Origin of the sequence: Aeromonas sp. Y289-2, assembly GCF_027705925.1 — a bacterium.
GTDB classification, from domain to species: domain Bacteria; phylum Pseudomonadota; class Gammaproteobacteria; order Enterobacterales; family Aeromonadaceae; genus Aeromonas; species Aeromonas veronii.
Map to the genome: position 1 here is coordinate 96398 of NZ_JAPDCH010000003.1, position 22178 is coordinate 118575.

23 protein-coding genes are annotated in these 22178 nt (G+C 60.4%); 9 read left to right on the plus strand and 14 right to left on the minus strand.

Going from position 1 to position 22178, the window contains the following annotated elements; all coding sequences use genetic code 11:
• Positions 1-40: 40 nt before the first annotated feature.
• On the minus strand, positions 41-940 hold the full coding sequence (locus OKC43_RS06900; RefSeq protein WP_236271531.1) for a chemotaxis protein: 900 nt from the start codon (positions 938-940) through the stop codon (positions 41-43).
• 153 nt (positions 941-1093) lie between these two features.
• Positions 1094-1753 carry a hypothetical protein gene (locus tag OKC43_RS06905; RefSeq protein ID WP_236271532.1) on the minus strand — a complete coding sequence of 220 codons (660 nt, stop codon included), beginning with the start codon at positions 1751-1753 and terminating at the stop codon, positions 1094-1096.
• Positions 1754-1792: 39 nt separating this feature from the next.
• On the opposite strand from OKC43_RS06905, the gene OKC43_RS06910 reads away from it, so the two are divergent.
• Both OKC43_RS06910 and slyD read left to right on the plus strand, forming a co-directional pair.
• Positions 1793-1996, plus strand: a complete 204-nt coding sequence (locus OKC43_RS06910) for a YheV family putative zinc ribbon protein (RefSeq protein ID WP_005335287.1) — start codon at positions 1793-1795, stop codon at positions 1994-1996.
• A gap of 143 nt (positions 1997-2139) precedes the next feature.
• The gene (gene slyD / locus OKC43_RS06915) at positions 2140-2811 is read left to right on the plus strand and encodes a peptidylprolyl isomerase (RefSeq protein ID WP_236271533.1); all 672 of its coding nucleotides are present in this window, start codon (positions 2140-2142) and stop codon (positions 2809-2811) included.
• A 426-nt stretch (positions 2812-3237) separates the two neighbouring features.
• On the opposite strand, the gene OKC43_RS06920 is transcribed toward slyD, so the two are convergent.
• A complete protein-coding gene (locus tag OKC43_RS06920; protein ID WP_069526475.1) occupies positions 3238-4098 on the minus strand; it encodes a Tim44 domain-containing protein in 861 nt (286 codons plus the stop codon).
• A 363-nt stretch (positions 4099-4461) separates the two neighbouring features.
• Here OKC43_RS06920 and dnaB point away from each other — a divergent pair, with 363 nt between their 5' ends.
• From dnaB to OKC43_RS06935, 3 genes are all read left to right on the plus strand, one after another.
• Positions 4462-5856, plus strand: a complete 1395-nt coding sequence (dnaB, locus tag OKC43_RS06925) for a replicative DNA helicase (RefSeq protein WP_236271534.1) — start codon at positions 4462-4464, stop codon at positions 5854-5856.
• Positions 5857-6051: 195 nt separating this feature from the next.
• A complete protein-coding gene (alr, locus tag OKC43_RS06930; RefSeq protein ID WP_236271535.1) occupies positions 6052-7125 on the plus strand; it encodes an alanine racemase in 1074 nt (357 codons plus the stop codon).
• Entirely contained in the window at positions 7125-7544 is a 420-nt protein-coding gene (locus OKC43_RS06935) for a secondary thiamine-phosphate synthase enzyme YjbQ (RefSeq protein ID WP_033114624.1), read from the plus strand. The genes alr and OKC43_RS06935 overlap by 1 nt, the downstream gene beginning before the upstream one ends.
• Before the next feature lie 123 nt (positions 7545-7667).
• Here the strand turns inward: OKC43_RS06935 and pepE are convergent, their stop codons facing one another.
• The 5 genes from pepE to OKC43_RS06960 form a co-directional block, all read right to left on the minus strand.
• Entirely contained in the window at positions 7668-8393 is a 726-nt protein-coding gene (gene pepE, locus OKC43_RS06940; protein ID WP_236271536.1) for a dipeptidase PepE, read from the minus strand.
• A gap of 233 nt (positions 8394-8626) precedes the next feature.
• A complete protein-coding gene (locus OKC43_RS06945; RefSeq protein WP_236271537.1) occupies positions 8627-9988 on the minus strand; it encodes an endonuclease/exonuclease/phosphatase family protein in 1362 nt (453 codons plus the stop codon).
• A 229-nt stretch (positions 9989-10217) separates the two neighbouring features.
• Complete coding sequence (locus OKC43_RS06950) at positions 10218-11030, minus strand: heme ABC transporter ATP-binding protein (protein ID WP_199416793.1); 813 nt, start codon at positions 11028-11030, stop codon at positions 10218-10220.
• 11 nt (positions 11031-11041) lie between these two features.
• Positions 11042-12073, minus strand: a complete 1032-nt coding sequence (locus OKC43_RS06955; RefSeq protein WP_005335261.1) for a FecCD family ABC transporter permease — start codon at positions 12071-12073, stop codon at positions 11042-11044.
• The gene (locus OKC43_RS06960) at positions 12070-12921 is read right to left on the minus strand and encodes a heme/hemin ABC transporter substrate-binding protein (protein WP_236271538.1); all 852 of its coding nucleotides are present in this window, start codon (positions 12919-12921) and stop codon (positions 12070-12072) included. Before OKC43_RS06960 ends, OKC43_RS06955 begins: the two co-directional genes overlap by 4 nt.
• 170 nt (positions 12922-13091) lie before the next feature.
• On the opposite strand from OKC43_RS06960, the gene hutX reads away from it, so the two are divergent.
• Together hutX and hutZ are read left to right on the plus strand one after the other, a co-directional pair.
• Complete coding sequence (gene hutX, locus OKC43_RS06965) at positions 13092-13604, plus strand: heme utilization cystosolic carrier protein HutX (RefSeq protein ID WP_005362516.1); 513 nt, start codon at positions 13092-13094, stop codon at positions 13602-13604.
• Positions 13601-14158 (plus strand): heme utilization protein HutZ, encoded by a 558-nt coding sequence (gene hutZ / locus OKC43_RS06970; RefSeq protein WP_005335257.1) that lies wholly within the window; start codon positions 13601-13603, stop codon positions 14156-14158. The genes hutX and hutZ overlap by 4 nt, the downstream gene beginning before the upstream one ends.
• An 86-nt stretch (positions 14159-14244) precedes the next feature.
• Here hutZ and OKC43_RS06975 read toward each other — a convergent pair whose 3' ends face one another.
• Genes OKC43_RS06975 through OKC43_RS06985 form a run of 3 tightly spaced genes read right to left on the minus strand, consistent with a single transcriptional unit; the run spans position 14245 to position 16217 of the window.
• A complete protein-coding gene (locus OKC43_RS06975; protein WP_236271539.1) occupies positions 14245-14628 on the minus strand; it encodes a hypothetical protein in 384 nt (127 codons plus the stop codon).
• 37 nt (positions 14629-14665) lie between these two features.
• Complete coding sequence (locus OKC43_RS06980) at positions 14666-15220, minus strand: cysteine hydrolase family protein (protein ID WP_005348211.1); 555 nt, start codon at positions 15218-15220, stop codon at positions 14666-14668.
• Between the two features lie 25 nt (positions 15221-15245).
• Positions 15246-16217, minus strand: coding sequence for a ChaN family lipoprotein (locus OKC43_RS06985; RefSeq protein ID WP_236271540.1), 972 nt, complete (start codon positions 16215-16217; stop codon positions 15246-15248).
• Positions 16218-16410: 193 nt separating this feature from the next.
• Between OKC43_RS06985 and OKC43_RS06990 the strand changes: the two genes are divergently transcribed.
• Both OKC43_RS06990 and OKC43_RS06995 read left to right on the plus strand, forming a co-directional pair.
• On the plus strand, positions 16411-18516 hold the full coding sequence (locus OKC43_RS06990; protein ID WP_270803993.1) for a TonB-dependent hemoglobin/transferrin/lactoferrin family receptor: 2106 nt from the start codon (positions 16411-16413) through the stop codon (positions 18514-18516).
• A gap of 290 nt (positions 18517-18806) precedes the next feature.
• A complete protein-coding gene (locus OKC43_RS06995; RefSeq protein WP_005362507.1) occupies positions 18807-19961 on the plus strand; it encodes a 3-phenylpropionate MFS transporter in 1155 nt (384 codons plus the stop codon).
• Between the two features lie 77 nt (positions 19962-20038).
• Here the strand turns inward: OKC43_RS06995 and OKC43_RS07000 are convergent, their stop codons facing one another.
• Genes OKC43_RS07000 through OKC43_RS07010 form a run of 3 tightly spaced genes read right to left on the minus strand, consistent with a single transcriptional unit; the run spans position 20039 to position 22029 of the window.
• Positions 20039-21256, minus strand: a complete 1218-nt coding sequence (locus tag OKC43_RS07000) for a hypothetical protein (RefSeq protein WP_236271542.1) — start codon at positions 21254-21256, stop codon at positions 20039-20041.
• Positions 21257-21263: 7 nt separating this feature from the next.
• Positions 21264-21473, minus strand: a complete 210-nt coding sequence (locus OKC43_RS07005; RefSeq protein ID WP_005348179.1) for a helix-turn-helix domain-containing protein — start codon at positions 21471-21473, stop codon at positions 21264-21266.
• Between the two features lie 7 nt (positions 21474-21480).
• Positions 21481-22029 (minus strand): DUF2975 domain-containing protein, encoded by a 549-nt coding sequence (locus tag OKC43_RS07010; protein ID WP_236271543.1) that lies wholly within the window; start codon positions 22027-22029, stop codon positions 21481-21483.
• Between the last annotated feature and the right edge of the window lie 149 nt (positions 22030-22178).

The window sequence follows — 22178 nt, forward strand, 5'->3', positions numbered from 1 at the left end:
AAGGAGGACGGGAGGCGTGTTCCTCCCGCCAGTCATTGGCTTATTTCAGCAGGCGATCGTGATGTTCGGCACCGCGCAGCATGGCCTGGATCAGCTCATTGGCTTCGAACTTGGTCAGCGCCTCATGAGCACCCACCTGATGTGCCCGCTCCACGCTGATCTCGCTGGAGAGCGAGGTGTGGAGGATGATGTAGGCCCCTGCCAGTTTGCTGTCGCTCTGCACCTCGAAGGCCAGCTCGTAGCCATCGAGCCCCGGCATCTCGATATCGCTAACCAGAATGTCGATCGGGGTCTTCTGGCTTGCCCGCGTCTGCATCAGGGTCAGTGCATCCTTGCCATTGGTGCAGACCTCATAAGGGATATTGATGTAGTCCAGCGCAGCCATCAGCTGACGGCGAGCGACCGAGGAGTCATCGACCAGCAGGATCCGCATCGGCTTGATCCGTTCCCGCTGCACATCGGTCAGTACCGGATAGAGGTGGCTCGGAGCATCCGGATAGACCCGGGAGAGGATCAGCTCCACATCCAGCAGCTGGATCAGCTGGTCATTGACCCGGGTCACGCCGGTTACGAACACATTGTGACCGAGAGAGGCGGGGGGCGATTCGATATCGCGCCAGTTGCACTCGGTGATCTTGTCGATGCCTCGCACCAGAAAGCCCACCAGGGTGCGGCGGCAGTCGGTAATGATGATGAAGCAGTGGGGCATCTCCTCCTTGCTGATGGGGCGATAACCCACCGCCATCGCCATGTCGATCACCGGAATGGTGGAGCCGCGCATATTGGCAGCCCCCAATACGGTCGGGTGCGAGTGCGGCATTGCCGTCAGCTGGGTGTAGGGCACTATCTCCTTCACCTTGAGGGTACCGATGGCAAAGGATTGTTTGGCTGAAAGGTGAAACAGCAACATGCCCTGGGATTGATTGGCTTTGCTCGTCATGGCAGATGTCCTGTTGGTCGAAACGTTGGCAGTCACTTCAGGCCTCTAGCATAAAGGATTACGGGGGGAATGGCCCTTCCTTGTTAACGACCATCTGGCAAAAAACTGGACTCATTCAGCCAATTTCGTTGGCGCACTCACATCGGCGTCCGGTTATTGATCGCCATCCTCGCCAGCGCCCCACTGCTGGCAGGCCGCTTGCAATGCGGCCTCATCGGCATAACCCAGCTTGCTGGCCACCTGCGCGGGTTTGCTGCCGCCTTTAAGCAATCTGAGCGCCTGCAGCAGTTGCCACTGTTGTTGCAATTCACTCCCTTCCACCGGCGCATCGGCTTGTTGTGCCCACAGTTGCAGAGACTCCGTTTGGCCATTGGCCAGCGCTTGCCAGCAGGCTTGCAGCTCACCGTGACCCTGCTGGCTGATGGCGCACTGTTGCAGCTCATCCAGGATCACCTGCAGTCGCTGACCGTAGGCCCCTTGCCACTCTTTTGGACGTTGCCACCGGGCCAGCGAGTCGAGCAGGGCATCGAGCAGGGGCGTGGCCTGCAGCCAGCCTGCCTGCTGCGGCTGAGCCACGCGCAAAGAGACGCTCAGCTGATCGTACTCGCAACCGCTGAGGGGGCTGAACGCTGCGAGGGCATCGGCGCAGAGCCAGAAGCTGCTGCCTGCCGGCAGCAACAGCTCATGTTGGCCCAGTCTCAGCAACGCGGCGCCCCGGGTGATCCGCAACAGCTGCCCGACCGGAGTTCGTTTGCGGTTGCCGGCGTGCAGGCCCTGGCAGGAAAAATGGTGATACTCGATGGCGTGATGCATGTAAAAACCCTGATATGATGCTGCCTGGAGGTAACAAATATGGAAACCAGACGTAAAAAGCGCTTCATTGCCGGTGCAGTCTGCCCGGCGTGCGGCAAATTGGACAACATGATGCTGTATCTGGAGCATGGAGTCGAGAAGGTGACCTGCGTCGCCTGTGGCGATACCCAGGTACAAACGCCTGCCGAGGTCGACAAGCAGACTCGCGAGGCGGAAGAGGTGATCGGGGTGTTTCGCCCCTGATAAGGCAACAGCGGGTGGAATGCGGGTCTCCTCGCTGACGCTATTGCCGTTTTTTTCGTCACGCCGTGGCGCCGCACGGCATATGCGCGGCCCGCTTTTTAGGGTATTCTGAGCCCGTTTTTTTCTATCCGCAGGATCCTGACATGAAAGTAGCTCCTCTGAGCGTGGTTACGCTGGAATACACAGTCACCGACGAGCACGGTGAAGTCATCGACAGCACTGTCGGCAAAGAGCCGCTGGTCTATCTGCACGGCACCCGTTACCTGGTCTCAGGCCTGGAAGCCGAGCTGGAAGGTCGCGCGGTAGGTGAAGCCTTCGAAGTGACTCTGGCACCGAGCCAGGCCTACGGCGAATATGACGAGACACTGGTACAAGAAGTACCGGGCGAGCTGTTCGACGGCATGGAAGTCTCCGAAGGGGATACTTTTGTGGCTGAAACCGACGATGGCCACCGTCCGGTGACCGTGGTTGAAGTGTCTGAAGAGTTCGTCAAGGTAGATGGCAACCATCCGCTGGCTGGCGTAACTCTGGGCTTCAAGGTCGAGATCAAGGACGTGCGTGCCGCCACTGCCGAAGAGCTGGCCCACGGCCACGTTCACGGTGCCGGTGGTTGCGGTCACGATCACGGTCATGACCACGATCACGGCGGCTGCTGTGGCGGTCATGGTCACGACCACGATGAGGAGCATGGCCTGGGCGGTTGCTGTGGCGGTGCTGGCCACGGTCACGATCATGGCCACGACCACGGTGATGACCATGGTCACGGCGGCTGCTGCGGTGGCGGCGGTTGTGGTGGCAAGGGCCATCACCACTGATCATGGCCATGCCGATGATAAAAAATCTGCCGTAGGAGTCATACCGAGCAATTAATGCTCATTAATTGCTCCTCCTTGGATGATGAAATCCGAAGCCGGTTGTTCTGGCTTCGGATTTTTTATGTCTGTCAAATAGGCTCGCGGCTTTTTCCAAGCTAACAGGGCAGCTTATTTTTGGTTAATGCTCAACATTATTCCCTCTCGGTTCCGCGATGGGGCTTTTGTGCGGAGCGCAAACGTCATCTGCAAACGAGTCATCAAATCGGTGTCATCATCAGCACAATATGACCAAGTTACTTCATGCCCCAACAGCTATAACGAGCCAGCGTCAGTCTCTATTTGGTCTCGTTGTGCCCCATAAAAAAATAGCCAGTCAGGCTTAACTGACTGGCTATTGCCTAGTGACTAACTGATAGGCGCGAAGCCTTACAGCTGCTCGATACCGACGATATGCCAGGGGGCATTGTTCTTGGCCAGATCGCGCTCGAGGTGCCACACCTCTTTTATGTCTTCTTCGACCTGCTCCTGACGGTCCATGTAGCGGCCGCTGAAGCGCACGCTCACCTGAGCCCAGTCGCTGCCGTAGTCAGCGCGTACCAGCTGGGTGTCGACATACATTACTTCTGTGTGCTGGTCGCCAGTCAGTTCGGCGCGCTCGACTTTGAGCTGCTCAAACAGCTCTGGGCTGACGTACTCGCGCACTTTTTCCAGATCGTTCTTGTTCCACGCCTCTTGCAGGGTGCGATAGTGATCGCGGGCACCGGCCAGGAAGCTGTTCATGTCAAAGCCCGGCGGCAGGCGGAACGGCACGTCGCTGTCGGCAAAGCCGGTGGCTTGCGGTGCGCTGTTGCTCTGCTCAAACTGTTGCGGGGCAGCGGATTGCGGTGGCTGATAGCCCGCATAGGCCGCCTGTTGTGGCTGTGGCGTCGCGACCTTGCCCTTGCGCAGGGTACGGATCAGGAAGACTGCCCCCAGCGCCAGCAGGGCGATCAGCAGGAAGTCCATTCCTTGCAGACCTTCAAAGGCACCGCTGCCCAGCAGGTAGGCAAACAGGCCGCCAGCCAGCAGGCCGCCCAGCAGGCCACCCATCATGCCGCTCTTTTTCGGCGGAGTCTGGGCATTCAGTGTCGGATTCTTGTTGTCGACCGGTTTGGCCGCAGGCTGGGCCGGCGCAGTTTTGTAACTTTTACCAAAGGATTTGCCGCCGCCAAATTTCTTGGCTTCGGCGTGAGGTGCCCCCAGGCCAATGGCCAGGATCACGGCAAACAGGGTCAGCATCTTTTTCATTTTGACTCTTTTCACTCTCGTCTGTGGGTGGGGCATGCTCCGCTTTGGCAAGCTCAGCAAGGCGCATGGCAGGCTGCCTGTCCCTAATTGTGTCGCAGCTTGTATTCATCAATATCACCTCTGGCATGAATTATTCATGAACGAGGTTGCCGCGATGTGGCGTCAAACAAGAGGAGTAAACCGGATGAAAAGCAGAAGATTGAGTCGCAAGGAGCGCAAAATGCGAAGCAAAATCAAAATGGTCAAGGTAGAGCAGACTCTGGTTTGGCCCTTTATGATGGTATGAGCTGCCAGATAGGGCTCGCCGTAGTTGGCTTTCTTTTGTAAAATTCCCGTCCCCTTCCCGCTGCGGTTTTTATGTGTATGGCAGAGCAAGTGACGGCGAAAAAAGACGCCAAGACACAACAGCTGAAAGTTCCTCCCCACTCTTTTGAGGCCGAACAGTCCGTACTGGGCGGCCTGATGCTGGATAACGACGCCTGGGATCGGGTCGCCGAGCGGGTGATCGACAAGGATTTTTACAGCCGTCCGCACCGGTTGATCTTCCAGGCCATGACCCGCCTCTCCAACGCGGGCAACCCCATCGACCTCATCACCCTGCAGGAGGAGCTGGAGCGCTCCGAACAGCTGGAGGAGGCAGGTGGCTTCGCCTATCTGGTGGAGATCGCCAAGAACACCCCGAGTGCCGCCAACATCAACGCTTACGCGGAAATCGTGCGCGAGCGAGCGGTGGTGCGGGAGATGATCTCGGTCGCCAACGAGATCGTCGAAGCGGGCTACGAGCCGCAGGGCCGTACCTCCAACGATCTGCTCGATCTGGCCGAGAGCAAGGTATTCCAGATCGCCGAGCAGCGCACCAGCGCCAACGAAGGCCCCCAGCCGCTCAAGCTGATCCTCGAGCAGACCGTCGACAAGATTGAAGAGCTGTTCAAGACCCCCCACAACGGGGTGACCGGGGTATCGAGCGGTTACAACGATCTGGACAAGATGACCGCCGGTTTGCAGCGTTCGGACTTGATCATCGTGGCGGCCCGTCCCTCCATGGGCAAGACCACCTTTGCCATGAACCTGTGCGAGCATGCGGCCCTCACCGCCGACAAGCCGGTGCTTATCTTCTCGCTGGAGATGCCCTCCGAGCAGATCATCATGCGTATGCTCGCCTCGGTGGGGCGTATCGACCAGACCAAGGTGCGTACCGGTCAGCTCGACGACGAGGATTGGGCCCGTCTCTCCTCCACCATGGGATTGCTGCTGGAGAAGGGCAAGATGTATATCGATGACTCCTCCGGCCTCACCCCGACCGAAGTGCGCTCCCGCGCTCGTCGGGTGGCGCGGGACAACGGCGGCATCAGCATGATCATGGTGGACTACCTGCAGCTGATGCGGGTGCCGGCGCTCTCTGACAACCGTACCTTGGAGATCGGTGAAATCTCCCGCTCCCTCAAGGCGCTGGCCAAAGAGCTGCAGTGTCCGGTGGTGGCGCTCTCCCAGCTCAACCGAAGTCTGGAACAGCGGGCCGACAAGCGTCCGGTCAACTCTGACCTTCGTGAATCTGGCTCCATCGAGCAGGATGCGGATTTGATCATGTTTATCTATCGTGATGAGGTTTATCACGATGACAGCCCGGACAAGGGGATTGCCGAGATTATCATCGGCAAGCAGCGTAACGGCCCTATCGGCCGTGTGCGCCTCACCTTCCAGGGTCAGTTCTCCCGGTTCGACAACTACGCCGGTCCTGCGTTTGATGACGATTATTGATAAGTAACAATCATGGCAATCCTGTGGTCAGGATTGCCACCATCGCTCTGACTCGCTTGCCATTTATTGAGAGGCAGCCAGAGCCTGTTTTCCCGGTTCGACAATTATGCCGGTCCGGCCTTCGACGACGATAAGTGAGTGGCGGTCTTCGGCCCGATGAGGGGGAGACCATTTGTGCCCTCGTAAGGGAAAACCATGAAAGCGGCTACTGCCCAAATCAACACTGCGGCCTTGCGCCACAACCTCGCCGTGGTCAAGCGCCACGCCCCTGCTTGCAAGATCATCGCTGTGGTCAAGGCCAACGCCTATGGCCATGGACTGCTGCCGGTCGCCCGCACCCTAGTGGATGCGGATGCCTATGCGGTGGCCCGCATCGAAGAGGCGCTGATGCTGCGCTCCTGCGCCGTGGTCAAGCCCATCGTGCTGCTGGAGGGCTTCTTCTCCGCCGACGATCTACCGGTGCTGGCGGCCAACAATCTGCAGACGGCGGTTCACACCTGGGAGCAGCTCGAAGCGCTGGAGCAGGTTGAGCTGCCAGCGCCCGTGGTGGCCTGGCTCAAGCTCGACACCGGTATGCACCGGCTCGGGGTGCGGGCTGACGAGATGGCCGCCTTTATCGAGCGCCTCGGCAAGTGCAAGAACGTGGTGCAGCCGTTCAACATCATGACCCACTTCAGCCGCTCCGATGAGCTGGAGCAGCCCACTACCCGCGAGCAGATCGACTTGTTCAGCAAGTTGACCGCACCGCTGGCGGGCGAGCGGGCCATGGCCAACTCGGCGGGCATTCTGGCCTGGCCAGACTCCCACTGCGACTGGGTTCGCCCCGGCGTCATCCTCTATGGCGTGTCGCCCTTCCCCAACACGGTGGCGGCCGATTACGACCTGCAGCCGGTGATGACCTTGAAGACCCAGCTGATTGCGGTGCGGGATCACAAGGCGGGCGAGCCGGTGGGCTATGGCGCCAACTGGGTGTCGGATCGCGATACCCGGCTCGGGGTGATCGCCATCGGCTACGGTGACGGCTATCCGCGCATGGCGCCCAATGGCACTTCCGTGCTGATCAACGGCCGCATCGTGCCGCTGGTGGGGCGTGTCTCCATGGATATGAGCACGGTGGATCTTGGGCCCGGTGCCACCGACAAGGCCGGCGATGAGGCGGTGCTGTGGGGCGAGGGGTTGCCGGTGGAGCGGGTGGCCGACGAGATTGGCACCATCCCCTACGAGCTCATCACCAAGCTCACCTCCCGCGTCTTTATGGAGTATGTCTGATGTGGCAGCAGTGCCTGTTGACCCTGAAGCCCCGTTCGCGGGGCTTTCATCTGGTGACTGACGAGCTGGTGGCCAAGCTGCCGATGCTGGCGGATTACCGAATTGGCATGGCGCACCTGCTGCTGCAACATACTTCCGCCTCGCTCACCCTCAACGAGAACTGCGACCCCAGCGTGCGCAGCGATATGGAGGCCCATCTGCACCGGCTGGCGCCGGAAGATGCCCCCTACTATCGCCACACTTATGAGGGGGCGGATGACATGCCCGCCCATATCAAATCCTCCCTGCTCGGGGTGAGCCTGCTGCTGCCGATCCGCGATGGTCAGCTGGCGCTCGGCACCTGGCAGGGGATCTGGCTTGGCGAGCATCGCGTCGATGGTGGTGCCCGCAAGGTGCTGGTGACCCTGCAGGGTGAGTAATCAGGCTGCAACCAGCTGAAAGATGACGATAAAAAAGAGGGATGGCATTGAGCCATCCCTCTTTTTTCGTTTTTGCGGTTTCGCGAGCTATCCGCCTGCCAGTGGTGAAGAGCTCTTCGTGGCTCAGCCGACCTTGAAGGGGGTCAGCTCGGCCAGCGGGGCGGCATCCATAAAGGCTTGCGGCTCCTGACCGTGTTTGAAGATCTTGAAGTCCTGATCGCGGGCGCTCCAGTACTCAACGGTATCGCCGCTGATCTGCAGCAGGCTCGCTTCGCGCAGAGCCACCACATATTCGCTCGGGTTGATGGCGCAGAACTCGGCCAGACGCTCGTCGCGGGTTTCGCCCATGTGTCCGCTGATGCTGGCATCCAGATAGTGCGGGTTGATTTGCAGCGGGAACAGGCCCAGCGCGGGCAGCACGGCGGCGTTGCAAACCGGCATGTCGTTGGTGGTGCGGATGCTCGGAGTCGCCACGTTGCAACCGGCGCTCCAGCCCACATAGGGGATGCCTCGTTCGCGCACGGCACGCTGGATCGGCACGATCAGGCCGTTTTCATGCAGCATCTGGTTGAGGCGCCAGGTGTTGCCGCCACTGATAAAGATGGCGTCGGCCTGATTGACGGCCGCGACCGGATCATCGAAGTGGTGAATGCTGATGGCCTCGATCCCGAGGCTCTCGGTAAGTTCGTTGGCACGGGCATCCCAGTCGCTGCGGATCACCGCATAGGGGATGAGCAGAATGCGCTTGACCTGTTTGCGAGCCAGCAGGCTTTGAACCCGATCTCGGGCCCAGCCGAGCAGACCCGGAAATTCGTTGGCTTTACCGTTGCTAAGCAGAAGCAGTTCCATCAGATATGTCCTCAAAAATTGAAAGCGGAGGAGGGAGGGCCACCGGAGCCGCCGTGCGGCCGGGTGGCAAGAGGAGGCATGCTACCACCATTGGCGCGGCGGTTCTGTGATCGGGGGGCCTATTCAACCGCTATGGATGGGTGATGCCATGCCAAGCGGTGGATTAATGAGCCGTGGTCAGCTCGCCACCCATCGCCAATAAAAGACCCCGCCGCAGCGGGGTCATGGCAGAGTTAGTCGAGTTTGAGATCGACCCACACCATGCGGTGATCCGAACTGACTCCCTTGGCGATGCCGAGTTTCGCATCATAGACCAGGTGATAACCGGCCTCGAAGCTGGCAGGCCAGAAGACGCCGCTCTTGACCGCGTTGAGGTTGGCGGAGGGGATGACGTGATCCAGCTGCAGCACGCTGGAGTTGGTGATGCGTTCCGGGCTGGGGCGATTGAGGTTGCGTTTGCAGTCGGCCCCTTTGCTGACACACTCCGGGCCCCCTTCGCTGACCGGGATCAGGGTGCCATTGGTGATGGCCTGATTCATCAGCGGGTTGTTTAGCAGATCCTGAATGGCGGTCAGGTCGCCGTCACCGGTGAGCGGATCGGCGTTGAGATCCCCGGCGATGACGAACTTGGCGTTTTTGGCCAGCCCACCCTTGGTGCCCTTGTCATCGGTCATGTAGTTGAGACCCTTGACGTAGTCGTTCCAGAAGGCGATCTCGGCGCGGTTGTGCTTGACGGTATGACGCGCCGCGTTGGCAAAGATCGGCGGGGTCGGGTGGGAGATCAGGAAGTGGATCACCTCTTCACCCTTCTCGGTTTTGATCAGCACCGGCACATCGGCGTGGTTCTTGGAGGAGAGTGGGTACTGCTGCCAGGCAGCGTCTGAATACCAGGCATCACCACACTGGCGGCTGGCCGGGATCTTGACCTTGGGATTGTTGCAGTCATCGATGATGGGGTTCTGCTCGCCCGGCATATCCTTCCACTTGAAGTTTTGGAAGGTGCGGATCTGCTTGGTGTCGATGGGGTATTTGGACATCACCGCAAAGGCGTACTGGCCGTGGTAGTTGCCAAAGCCCCAGGCATCGTCGGGGCCGCTGTTGACCTTGCCATCCAGATTGAGGTCATAACCGCTCATCAGGCCGGTGTTGGTGGCGAAGTTCTGCATCACCGGATAGCTGATGGCCGTCACCTCTGCGTGCTGGGCGTGAGCCAGATAGTTGTCGTTGAAGGCTTTCAGATCGGCGGTGCTCTCGCCTTTGCCGTCGTTGTCGAACTCGTTGAGCAGGAACACATCCGGACGGGTGCGCTGGATGATCTCCGCCACGTTGCGGATCTGCTGCACGTTCTTGGCTTTGGTTTCCGTGGCGCCGCTCAGGCTCCCTTCGGCGAGGCGGGTCAGCAGGGCATCCTGCTCGGTGCGGGTCAAGGCCAGCTCACCGGTCAGCATACCGGCGGCAGTGCGGTCAAAAGAGAGGTTGAAGGTGGCAAAACGAACCATGGGATCAGCTGCCTTTGAGTCGTTGTCGCTGTTGCAGCCAGCCAGCATCCCGAGGGAGATGGCGGCAGCCAGTAGGGTCTTGTTGATATTCTTCATTGTAATTATTCCGTAGCATCAATGAGTTATGCCTTCGTGAGGCGGCGCCATTATAAGTAGACGGTGATGCTGCGGGGGTTTTGCCTGAGCAAAGTGTGAGGATATTCACACCACATATCTGGCGATGATGAATGTTAGCAGGGCGATATGGGGTGTGAAAAACCGGTTTATACGCTGCAGTTTCCGGGATGAATAGCGCGCTTCCTGCCGTTACCGCACTCTGAATTTGTCACACCACCATCGGCAGGCCGCTTTCGGGGTGGTGGATCACCTGTGCCGGATAGTCATAGAGACGGGCGATCAGCTCAGGGGTGAGCACCTCGGCAGGCGTGCCATCGGCCATCAGCTTACCCCGTTCCAGCATCACCAGCCGATCGGCATAGCGCGCCGCCAGATTGAGGTCGTGCAGCACCACCAGCACAGCTGTATTGCGGCTGGCGAGGGCGCGCGCCATGGTGAGCAGCTGATGCTGGTATTTCAGGTCCAGCGCCGAGGTGGGTTCGTCGAGCAGCAGCAGGCGGGGTTGCTCGGCTTGCTCGGTCGGGGAGGGAGCCTGCCAGATCTGCGCCAGCACCCGGGCAAACTGCACCCGCTGCCGCTCGCCGCCGGAGAGCCCGGGATAGAGCCGTTTGGCCAGATGCTCGACCCCGGCATGGGTCATGGCCGCCGCCACAATCTCGTCGCGCCGCGCCGCCGGTTCACTGTGTGGCAGGCGCCCCATGGCGACCACTTCCTCGCAGAGAAAGGGGAAGTTGAGGGAGGAGCTTTGCGGCAATACCCCGAGTCGGTGGGCCAGCTGGCTGCTGTCCCACTGCTGGCGATCTGCACCAAACAGGGTGATGGAACCCTCATATTCCAGCTCGCCGGTCAGGCATTTGAGCAGAGAGCTCTTGCCCGCCCCGTTGGGGCCGAGCAGGGCGGTGAGGGTGCCGCTCTCGAGGTCGAGATTGAGCCCATCCAGGATCTGGCGCTGGCCACGGCGCAGGCTCAGTCGGGTGCAGCTCAACATGGGGGAGGAGAGTGAGGATGAGAGTGGTTGCATAACAGTCCGTATCACAGGGCGCGGCGGCCTTTTACCAGCAGCCAGATGAAGAAGGGGGCGCCGAGCAGGGCGGTGATGATGCCCACCGGCAGCTCGGCAGGGGCCAGCAGGGTGCGTGCCAGCATATCGGCTGCCAGCAGCAGGGCGGCGCCGAGCAGGGCTGAGAGTGGCAGCAACCTGACGTGGTTGGGGCCTGCCAGCAGGCGCACCAGATGGGGCACCACCAGCCCGACGAAGCCGATCATCCCCGATACCGCCACCGCCACCCCGACGCCCGCTGCGGTGAGCAGAATCAGGCGGCGCTTGAGGGATTGCACATTGACCCCAAGATGACGGGCCTCTCCTTCACCCAGCAGCAGGGCATTGAGGGGATTGGCATCGCGCATAAAGAGCCACAGCAGGGCTGCCAAGGTGAGCAGGGCCAGCGCCACATCGGCCGGTTTGCCTGCCGCCAGCGTTCCCATCTGCCACAGGCTCAGGTTGCGCAGCATCTGATCGTCCGCCAGATAGGTGAGCAGGCCGATCACTGCACCGGAGAGCGCCGTGATGGCTACCCCGGCCAGCAGCATGACGGTGACCGAGGTGCCCCCCTCACGGGTGCCGAGCAGATAGACCAGGGTGGTGGTGAGCGCGCCGCCGAGAAAGGCGAGCAGCGGCAGCAGACCAACCCCGATGGTGGCTTGCAGCTGCTGGCCGAGGGGGGCCAGCAGCACGATGGCGAGCGCCGCACCGAGCGCCGCACCGCCGGAGACACCTATGATGCCGGGGTCAGCCAGGGGATTGCGAAACAGCCCCTGCATCACGGCGCCACAGAGCCCGAGAATCCCCCCCACTGCAATGCAAAGCAGGGTTCGCGGCAGGCGAATTTCCTGCACGATCAGCAGCTTGTGTGACTCTATCCCGCTCTCCTGCCCGGCAAACAGCGCCCGCAGACTCTCGCCCAGGGTGAGGGTCATGGGGCCGGTTGCCAGCGAACCGAGCAGCAACAGCGCCAGTGCGGCCGTGGTAAAGGCCAGCAGCCAGGAGAGGGGTAACCGCATCATGACCCCTGCTTGATCCACTGGGCGATCTGGTTCGCCTGTTGCAGGGAGTTGAGGCTCAGGCCCCCTTGCAGGGCGTGGCCGTCGATGGCGTGAATGGCGTTACGCTTGCCAGCCGGGGTAGCGGCCAGTGCGGGCACTTCGGCCAGCACCTTGGCCGGATCGGCATACTGCTGCCAGTCACGACCGCTGACCAGCACCAGATCGGGCTGCATCTTGATGAGGGCTTCGGCGGATACCGGCTTGTAGTTGCGCAACTCGGTGACCGGATTGATGCCGCCTGCCAGCGAAATCAGCGCGCTGGCTGTGGTGTCCCCTCCGGCGATGCTGGTGGGTTGCCCCTTGTGCAGCAGCAGGAAGGCGACCTTGAGCGGTTTGTTCTGTTTGGCTTGCGCCGCCAGCTGATCGGTCTGAGCCTGGATCTCTGCCTTCAGGCGATCGCCAGCGGCTTTATCGCCCAGCAGGCTGGAGAGGGTGTCGATACGCTGGTTGAGGTTGGCGAGGGTCGGCGCGGTATCCAGCACCTCCACCTTGACCCCGGCACGGCGCAGCTGATCCAGGGTCGGGGCCGGGCCCATCTCGTCGCTGCCCACCAGTCGGGTGGGGGAGAGGCTCAGGATCCCTTCGGCGGCCAGTGCCCGGTGATAACCCACCTTGGGCAACCCTTTTGGCAAGGGGCTGCTGACATCGGTTGCGATCAGGCTCGATTCACCACCAAGTGCGAGAATGAGTTCTGTGGTGGCCGGGCCGATACTGACGATACGCTCTTTCTGTCCGTCGGCTGCAACGGTAGAGAAGGGAGAGAGTGAACTGCAGAGCAGGGTGATGGCGAGGGCAAGACGACGGCCCATGCTAACCTCCGAAGGGGTGAATGAAACGGGTGTGCCGCCGAGAATATCAAGGCTTTGGAAAAAATGCACTGATAATGATAGCAATTATCAATTGCATTGGTTTCGGTGCTTTATTAGAGTAGCCGCCATGATAAACAGCGGGACAGTATGGTCCCGCAGAGGGAGAAAACATGAGCATTGCACAACGCATTCACGCGCTGCTGGAGCAGGATCCCGGCGCTCATCCGTCCACCCTGGCGGCCCAGCTTGCCATCAGCGAATGGGAGGTGGTTCGCCATCTGCCCGCCGAGCTGGTGACCCTGCTGCCCGCCGATCGCGCACAAGGTCTGCTGGAAGATCTGGCCGACTGGGGCCCGGTGACCACCATCGTCGAATCAGAAGGATCCATCTTCGAGGTAAAAGCCCCCTTCCCGAAAGGCAAGGACGCACGCGGCTACTACAACCTGATGGGCCGCGACGGTGAGCTGCATGGTCACCTCAAGCTCGACAACGTGGCGGGGATTGCGCTGGTCAGCAAGCTGTTCATGGGCAAGGAGGGGCACTCCTTCCAGTTCTTCGGTCACTCCGGCCGCTGCATTTTCAAGGTCTATCTGGGTCGCGACGAGAAACGCCAGCTGCTGGCCGATCAGGTCACCCGTTTTATGGCGCTGCGCCACAACTCTCAAGAGGAAGTCAAAGCATGAGTGAACGTCAGGAGCGTCTGCAGAACCGTCTGCAACCGGAGATCCGCGAGTTTCGTGACAGCTGCCGTACCCTGCAGCTCGCCACCGTCGATGGTGAAGGCAATCCCAACGCCAGCTATGCCCCGTTCGTGCTACAGGAAGATGGCTACTATGTGCTGATCTCCGAGATCGCCCGCCACGCCCGCAACCTGCAACAGGTGCCGCGGGTATCCCTGATGCTGATCGAGGATGAGAGCGGTGCCCGCGAGCTGTTTGCCCGCAAGCGCTTGACCTTCGATGCGGTGGCTGAAGTGGTGGCCCGTGACGACGCTCGCTGGAGCAAGGCGGTCGCAGCGCTGGAGGGGCGTTTTGGCGAGATCATCAAGGGTCTCTCCAACCTCAAGGATTTCAAACTGTTCCGCCTCAAGCCGGAACAGGGGCTGTTCGTCAAGGGCTTCGGACAGGCGTTCGCGGTTTCCGGTGACGAGCTGGTGGATTTCGTCCATCTGGTGGAAGGGCACAAGCGCATCGACAACGGTGCCGAGCTCACCAGCCCGGCCGATGCGCCGGTCTGATAATCTCTGTCGACCACGACAGCCGTCATAACAAAACGGGCAGCCAATTGGCTGCCCGTTTTTATTGCGTTATCTCATCCGCCAGTTCAATCCTGCCAGCTGGCCTTGTTGGGAAAAGCGCGACGATCGGCGTCGGTGGCCGTTTCGTTGCACTCTCCCCGCACCTTCCAGGAGGTCTGGCTCAGCACTATGTAGCCCTGGCGGCAATACTGCTTGGTCGCCAGGGTCTCGGTCAGCAGGTTCTCCTGCAACGCCTCCCGCTGTTCCAGCAGCCGCTGGCTCTGGGCCGCCGAGAGGCCGCGCGGCAAGGTGTCGTTGGGCGCGGCTTCAAAGGTGAACCGCTTGCTCCCCTCCTCGTTGATGTGGGTCAGAAACAGGGGGGCCGGCCCGTCATACTTCTGTCCGGGCAAGCTGGAGCAGGCCGACAGCAGGGGAACAATCAACAACAGGGTGGCAGACAACTGGCGCACGACAGACTCCGGTGAGAAACGAGACGAGGCTCGCAGATTAGCACGGCTGCAGGGCGGGTGTTACTGCCAGCAGCTCGTCGGTGGTGAGCAGGGTGACACTGCGCCCCTCCGGCAGGCTGAGGTGGCGCCACATCCAGTGATGGTGCTCGGTGATCTGGGCCGCGCTCAGGTGGGGGCGATCGGCGGTGGTGTGACCATCGCTCAACACCAGCACCTCGTACCCATGGGAGGCGGCACTGCGCACCGTGGTGTCGACGCAAAAATCGGTGGCACAGCCACAGAGAATGAGTCGATCGACCGGCTGCTCGGCCAGCAGGAAGGCAAGCTCGGTATCGAGAAAGCTGTCACATGCTGTCTTGCGTACCCGGCTCTCTCCCTTGGCCGGTTGCAGCGCACTGTGCAACTGCCAACCCGGGGTGCCCGGTTCCAGTTCGGTACCGGGGGGCGAGTCATGCTGGATATAGATGACCCGTCCCTGTTGCTGCCTGACATGGGCCGCAGCCCGATTGATATTGGCCAGCACTTGCTCCTGGCGGTAACGGGGCTCGTTGAACAAGCCTTGCTGCACATCGATGATCAGTAACACATCCATATTTTACCCGCCGTTTCCTTGAAGATTAGGGTTGCAGCCACTGGCTGCAGTCACGACTGCGGGATTGATGCAGCGCGCCCATATCTTGCTTCATCTCGTCACTGTTTTGCCAGCGCTTAGGCAGCGGCATGATGGTTACCTGCACATCGGCTGCGCGATCTGCAACAGAGGTCTCATCTGTACGAGGCACGACCAGCGCTACCTTGAGGGCAGGATTGCGGCTGGCGATGCGACTGGCGAGCCCAAGCCTCCCCTCGACGTGGAAATTGCCGGCGATATGCATGATCTGCTGGCCCGGGTGCTTGACGAGATAATCCACCATGCTCTCGGCCATGGTGTCATCCCAACTGGTCTGGGCGGCGAAGCGGCGGGCGTTGCTGTCGGCATCGCCATGGTGCATGGAGGCCATAAATTTCTGGCGATAGGGGTCATCCCCCAGCGTCAGCTGGCGGGCCAGCTGGCTGCGACGAGTGGCTGGCAGTTTGTCGAGCCACTCAGCCCCCTCCTGACCGACACAGCTCACCAGCGGCTTGGGGGCGTTGGCGGCGATCACCGGCATCTGGTGCGCTTTGGCAAACTCTACCAATGGGCGGTAGTCGCTCGGATAGTTGGGCCAGGCGTTGCCTTCGCGGATCAAGGCCGCTTCACCAATCTGGTTCGCCAGATAGGCATCCAGCGTCTTCTGATCGGCGCGGCTGAACTGCTCCATGGAGAGGGCCAATGGCCGACCGTGCTGCTGACCTGCGGTGTAGAGCCCGCTCAGCAGGCGCGATTGCAACAGATGCACGGCGGGATGGCTGTGCAGCTCACCCACCAGAATGATGTCGGCGTCGGCAATGCGCGCGATTGCTTGCTCCAGCGTCAGGTCTGCATCTCCCTCGCTACTTAGCCGGTAGTCATAGAGCGTCTGCAACTGTGATGACACGGTTGGCTGGGTGGGGGTGGCACAGGCTGCCAGCAGCAGCGGCAGGGCGAGCAGGGGAAGTCGTCTAATCATGGGATCTCACGGCTGATATGCCCGGATGCCGGTGCATCTCGGGGGGCTAATAGAGAATAAGGGCAACACAGGGCGACAGTGTAAAACCAATTTGGTTCAAAACAAATGAGAATGATTTCGTTTCTTGTTGATCTTTGTCGGGAGCTGGGTAATATGCGGCCTGTTTGATAACAGTTCTCAATAAGGATTCGCTGTGACCCATCATAACGCACTCTCTCTGGTTGCCCTCGCCGTGGCAGCCGGTCTCTCTTCCCAGGTCTTTGCTGCCACCCAGAAGGCGGATGAAGTCGTGGTCGTCAGCGGCTCACGGATGGAGCAAAAACTGGAAGATGTCTCCGGCCCCATCTCGGTGATCACCGCCAAGCAGATTGAAGAGCAGGTCGTCACCAACGTTGCCGACCTGTTCCGCTACGAACCCGGTGTGACCGTGCTCGGCGGTCAGGGTGATGCGCAGACCTTTATCATCCGCGGCATGGGTGAAAACCGGGTCAAGGTGGTGCGCGACGGTGTGCGCCAGAACGATGCCTACAGCAAGGGCGGTGTCGGTCAGAGCTACTTTGATACCGACATGATCAAGCAGGTGGAAGTGGCCAAGGGGCCGGCGTCTGCCGCCTACGGCTCCGATGCGCTGGGTGGCGTAATTGCCATCACCACCAAGGATGCCAGCGATTTCCTCAAGGGCAAGGATAGTTATCTGGACGTGACCAGCGGTTACGCCTCCAGCAGCCACCAGAAGATGGCGGGCTTTACCGGCGCCTTACGCACTGGTGAAGTGGAGAACCTGCTGCGCTACACCTGGCGCGATGGCGGTGTGACCCAGAATTTCGACTCCACCAAAAATGACTTCGATATCGGTACCCACGCCCTGCTGCTCAAGAGCAAGTGGAATCTCTCCGATGAGCAGTTCCTCAAGCTGACCGTTGACTACCTGACCGATGGCGAGGAGCCGGATGCGGTCAAGCTCAACAAGGTCGGTACCGGCACTGCCCGTGTCTTTGATCAGCCCATCACCGACAAGCAGACCGACAACCTCTCTGTGGTGCTGGATCACGGCATCGCGCTGAATCAAGGTTGGGCCGATCGGATGGATAGCAAGGTTTACTTTGCCCGCACCAAGCAGACGCTGGATCAGTACGCCTCATCCAAGTATCCGGTCAGCCCCGGCAACCCCTATGTGACCAAAAACTCGCTGGATCACAACGTGTTCGATCAGAAGAACATCGGCGCCCAGCTGCAGTTCCACAAGGCGGTCGCCAACCACCGCCTGGCCTGGGGGGCTGAATACGAGCACACCGACAACGAACGTACCCGTTACAAGGGGCCGACGACTCCCGGTGATTTTGTCGGCTACAACGAGCTGAGTTTCCCGGCTACCACCAGCGAGCGCAGCGCCCTGTGGGCCTTTGACGAGATCAAGTTTGGCGAGCGCTGGGTACTGACCCCGGGTGCCCGTTATGACTACTACCGGATGACCCCGGACAACGATCCGGCCTACACAGGCGACAAGCTGCACAAGTTCTCGGAAGGGGAGTTGTCACCCAAGTTGGGTCTGGTGTTCAAGGCCCACGAGGCGGCCAACCTGTTCGCCCAGTATAGCCACGGTTTCAAGGCCCCCATGTATGACAGCGCCTTCTCCACCCTGAACCATCAGGCATACGGCTATCGCATCGAGCCGAACCCGAACCTCAACCCGGAGAGCAGCGACGGGATCGATCTCGGTGTGCGTGGCAGCCACAATGGCTTCAGCTACGAGGTGGCCAGTTTCTACAACAAGTTCGATGATTTCATCGAGATGGTGGAAGTGGGCAAAGAGGGGCGCACCGCCGTCTACCAGTACCAAAACCTGAGCAAGGCGACCACCAAAGGGGTCGAAGCCAAGGCGGATTACTGGCTCAACGACATCGTCAATGTATGGGGCAACCTCGCCTACATCGAAGGCAAGGATGGGGATGGCAACTACATCAACAGCCTGAGCCCGCTGAACGGCTCCGTCGGTGTGCGTCTGGAACAGTCCCAATGGAACTTCAACACCGCGCTGCGCTTTGCTGACGACATGGACAAAGTCCGTAAAGACAGCAAAGGCAACGATTACGTGAAGAGCGCCGGTTGGGGTGTGGTGGATATGTACGCCCAGTTCAACCCGATGACCGACCTGCAGCTCAACGTCGGTGTCTTCAACCTGTTTGACAAGGAGTACACCAGCTACGAGCGCATCGCCGGTCGTGCCGAGGGCTCCGATAACAGCATGATGACCGAACCGGGCCGCAACCTGAGTGCACGGGTCAAATACGTATTCTAAAGAGCAAACAACAGACGCAGATGATCAAAGGGGCTTCGGCCCCTTTTTTGTCGCCGCCATGTTGTGACGATGGAGCAGAGCAGATGTTTGCCTAAAAAAAGAAACCCGCCATGGGCGGGTGGAAGGATTGCAACACTAACCAGGAGGAGGTGTTACCAAGTAGACCCCACCTCTTCGGTAATAGTTCAATTTTATTGAAGTTTTTTCGTTTTCTGCGCAGGGTTTCCATCGGGATCTGCGGGGGCGGATGGGTTATCATTCTGCTCCCGTCATCCGGTTGCAGAGGATCTATGCCCGCGTTTTCCTGGTTAGCGCTCTTTTTCGGCGCCTTCTATTTTGTCTACGGTGCTTACTTGCCGTTCTGGTCGCTCTGGCTGGAGGGGGTGGGCGTCAGCGCCGAGATGATTGGTCTGCTGCTGGGGGCGGGGATGGCGATCCGCTTTGCCGGCAACCTGATGGTGATGGGGCAGATCAAGGGGGCGGGCCATCTGTTGCCGGTTACCCGGTTGCTCTCCCTGCTCAGTTTGCTGGCGTTTCTCGGCTTCTATCTCAGTCATAACCTCTGGTGGCTGGTGGGCTTGACCCTGCTGGCGAACTTTATCTATCCGACCCTGATGCCGGTGGGAGAGGCGCTGGCGACCCGCATGGTGGTGCAGGCGCACCTCGATTACGGCAAGGTGCGGCTGTGCGGCTCCTTTGCCTTTATCGTTGCCTCTACTCTGGTGGGGGCGCTGGTGGGCAACTTCGGTAGTGACTGGATTTTGCACACCATGGTGGCGGGGCTGGTGCTGATGCTGCTGCTCAGCTGGCTGCCCCTTTATCCGGCGCCACAGGATAGTCAGGGCGAGCGCGCCAAGGCGTCCTTGCTGGCAACCCTGCGCAGCGCACCGGTGCGCCGTTTCTTGCTGCTGACCGCTCTGCTGCAGGGGAGCCACGCCGCCTATTACGGTTTCAGCGCCATCTACTGGAAGGCGCAAGGGTATAGCGGCACCATCATCGGCTATCTCTGGGCGCTCGGGGTGGTAGCGGAGATCTGCATGTTCGCCGCTGACAAGCGGTTCTTGCAGCGCTTTGGCGCCCAGAGCCTCTTTATCGCCGGTGCCATCGGTTGTGTGGTGCGCTGGGTATTGCTGGGGGCCTCGACCGAGTTGTGGGTACTGGTGCTGGGGCAACTGCTCCACTCGGTCACCTTTGGCATGAGCCATCTGGGGGCTGTGCGCTTCATGACTCGCCAGCTGCCCGCCGAGCAGTTGATCCCGACCCAGGCGCTCTATGCGGCCCTTGGCCTCGGCATGACGGTGGCGGCCCTGATGGCACTTTGCGGCGTGCTGTTCGAGCCTCTCGGCGGCGGCATCTTCTTCCTGATGGTGCTGGTGGTCTTGCCGGTCTTCTTCCTGCGGCTGCGCCCCTTTGCGCCCTCTGCGCAGGAGAGTGCTCCAGCCTGATATTTGTCTATTTGAATCATCACCTAACAAAAGGGAGAGCCACGGCTCTCCCTTTTTCGTTGCTGCGGTTTGCGGCGTTACTGCTGCTCGCCAAGATAGAGGCGGCTGAGGCGGCGCCAGGTATCCGAGCCGATGGTGCCAGCAAGCAGTTCATTGGATGCGGCATCAAAGCGGCCATCCGGTAGCCAGCCCAGTTGGGGCAGCAGTTGGGCCAGCGTCACGTCATTGTGTTGCAGCTCCCGCTCCAGCGCTTCCCAGAAGGCGCTCCCCTTGACGTAAAAGAGCGGGTAGTAGGAGTGATCGCCCGCCAGCACCTCGCGAGCTGCCCGATAGAGGCCGCTCTCGCGATGGGGCAGCTGTTTGCCCCGCTCGGCCAGCTCGTTGACCGCCGTGACCTGATGCAGCCGAAAGCGGCGCAGCGCCTTGATGGCGAGGTACTCGGCGAGGCTTTCGTTGACCCAGGTGGGCTGTGGAGCTGCGCGGCGAGCGCTGAGGATATGCACCGCCTCGTGGGCCGAGGTGCGCAGCAGGCGCAAGGGGGCCTGTGGCGTCGGTTTGCCAGCCTCGGTGGGGTAGTTGGCGACAAACACCTGATCTCCGGCGGCGCCGCCGAGGGAGCGGGTTGCCACATCCCGCCCCAGCCACACCAGTTGCCATGGATGAGTGGGCGGATCCACATCGAGCTGGAAGGCCAGATAGTCGATGATCTCATTCAGTTGCTGCTGCAAGGCCGGCAGATCGAGCTGGTTGGCGGTCTCGTCATGGCTCAGCACCAGCCGCGGATCTGGCTTGGTGACGGGCACTGTGTCCAGACCAAGCGGCAGGATCAGCGGCGGCTGGTTGACATCCGGCAGTGGTTGGCAGCTGCCATCCGGCAGACAAACCTTTCCTTGGCGACTCCCCATCTGGCGCACAAAGTTACCCCACTCGGTCAATAGCCACTGATTGGGTGCGAACAAAAGCGACTGTTGGGCCGAGGCATCTGCACCCAGTGCCGGAGCGGGTGTGAGCGTGATTTGCCAGCCAACTTCTTTGCAGGAGAAGGGCTGGTTGAGGGCAACCGGCTGGTTGTCTGCAAGGCAGACCAGCGCGGGGGAAACCGGCGTGGCACTGCCCGGCAACTGACGAGCGGGGAGCAGGGTAAAGGGAGGTTTGCCCTGCATGGTGAGGCGCACTTGCAGCACATTGGCGCTGGCGCCCTGCTCGATAAGGTAGCGGGGGCCGTTCGCGTCATTGCCAGCGCAGGCCCACAGCGGCAGCAGCCACAGGGCAAACAGGGTGATATGACGACTCATAAGAAGGTTAGCGCTCCTGCTCGTAGCCCAGCAGATCGCCGGGCTGGCAATTGAGTTCACGGCAGATGGCCTCCAGGGTGGAGAAGCGCACCGCCTTGGCGTGGCCATTCTTGAGGATCGAGAGGTTGGCCTCGGTGATGTCGATGCGCTGGGCCAGCTCGCGGGCGGTCATTTTGCGCTCTGCCAGCAGGGCATCGAGGCGGATGATAATGGGCATACGTTCCTCACACCGTCAGTTGCTGTTCATCGGCCAGCAGTTTGGCCTCGCGCATGACCAGTGCCAGCGCCAATACGATCAGTCCCGCCAGCAGTACCCGGAAATCGGAGGTACTCAGCGCTATGGTACCGAGTAATTCCGGGCCTCTCATGGTGAGCACCGTATCCAGCAAGGGGGTCAGGATCAATTCGACCAGGAAGGTTGTACAGAGCAGCAGTCCGATCTGCCGATAGCGGCGGATCTGCTCGAAGGTGAAGAGCAGACCGGCGCGGTAGCCACGAAACAGCTGGCGCAGTTGCCAGAGCATCATCATAAAGACCAGATCCGGCAACAGCTGCACCAGGGTGCCGAGCAGCCGGGTGGAGAAGTGAAGGGGATAGTCGGCAGGATTGATGCCGGGGCGGCTCAAGATGGTGTTGAGCTTCTCCTGCAGCAAATCGGCGCCACCGAAGGGGGTCCACACCTCCAGCAAGGTGATCAAAGGGGTCGCCAGCAGTGCCAGCAGTAGCAGCCATTCGATCAGCATGCTCGAGCGTTCGAGTTTGTTGGAGATCATCTCATTCCTCACTGTGATGGTTTTATCTGAAAGGTAAAGTTTATCGTTTATCAATATTCACATCGGCAATGTTTATTGTTTTGCGATATACAGTCAAGATAAAACTTATTGAAAAACGATAATTTCAATCTGTCCGAAGGGGATGACTT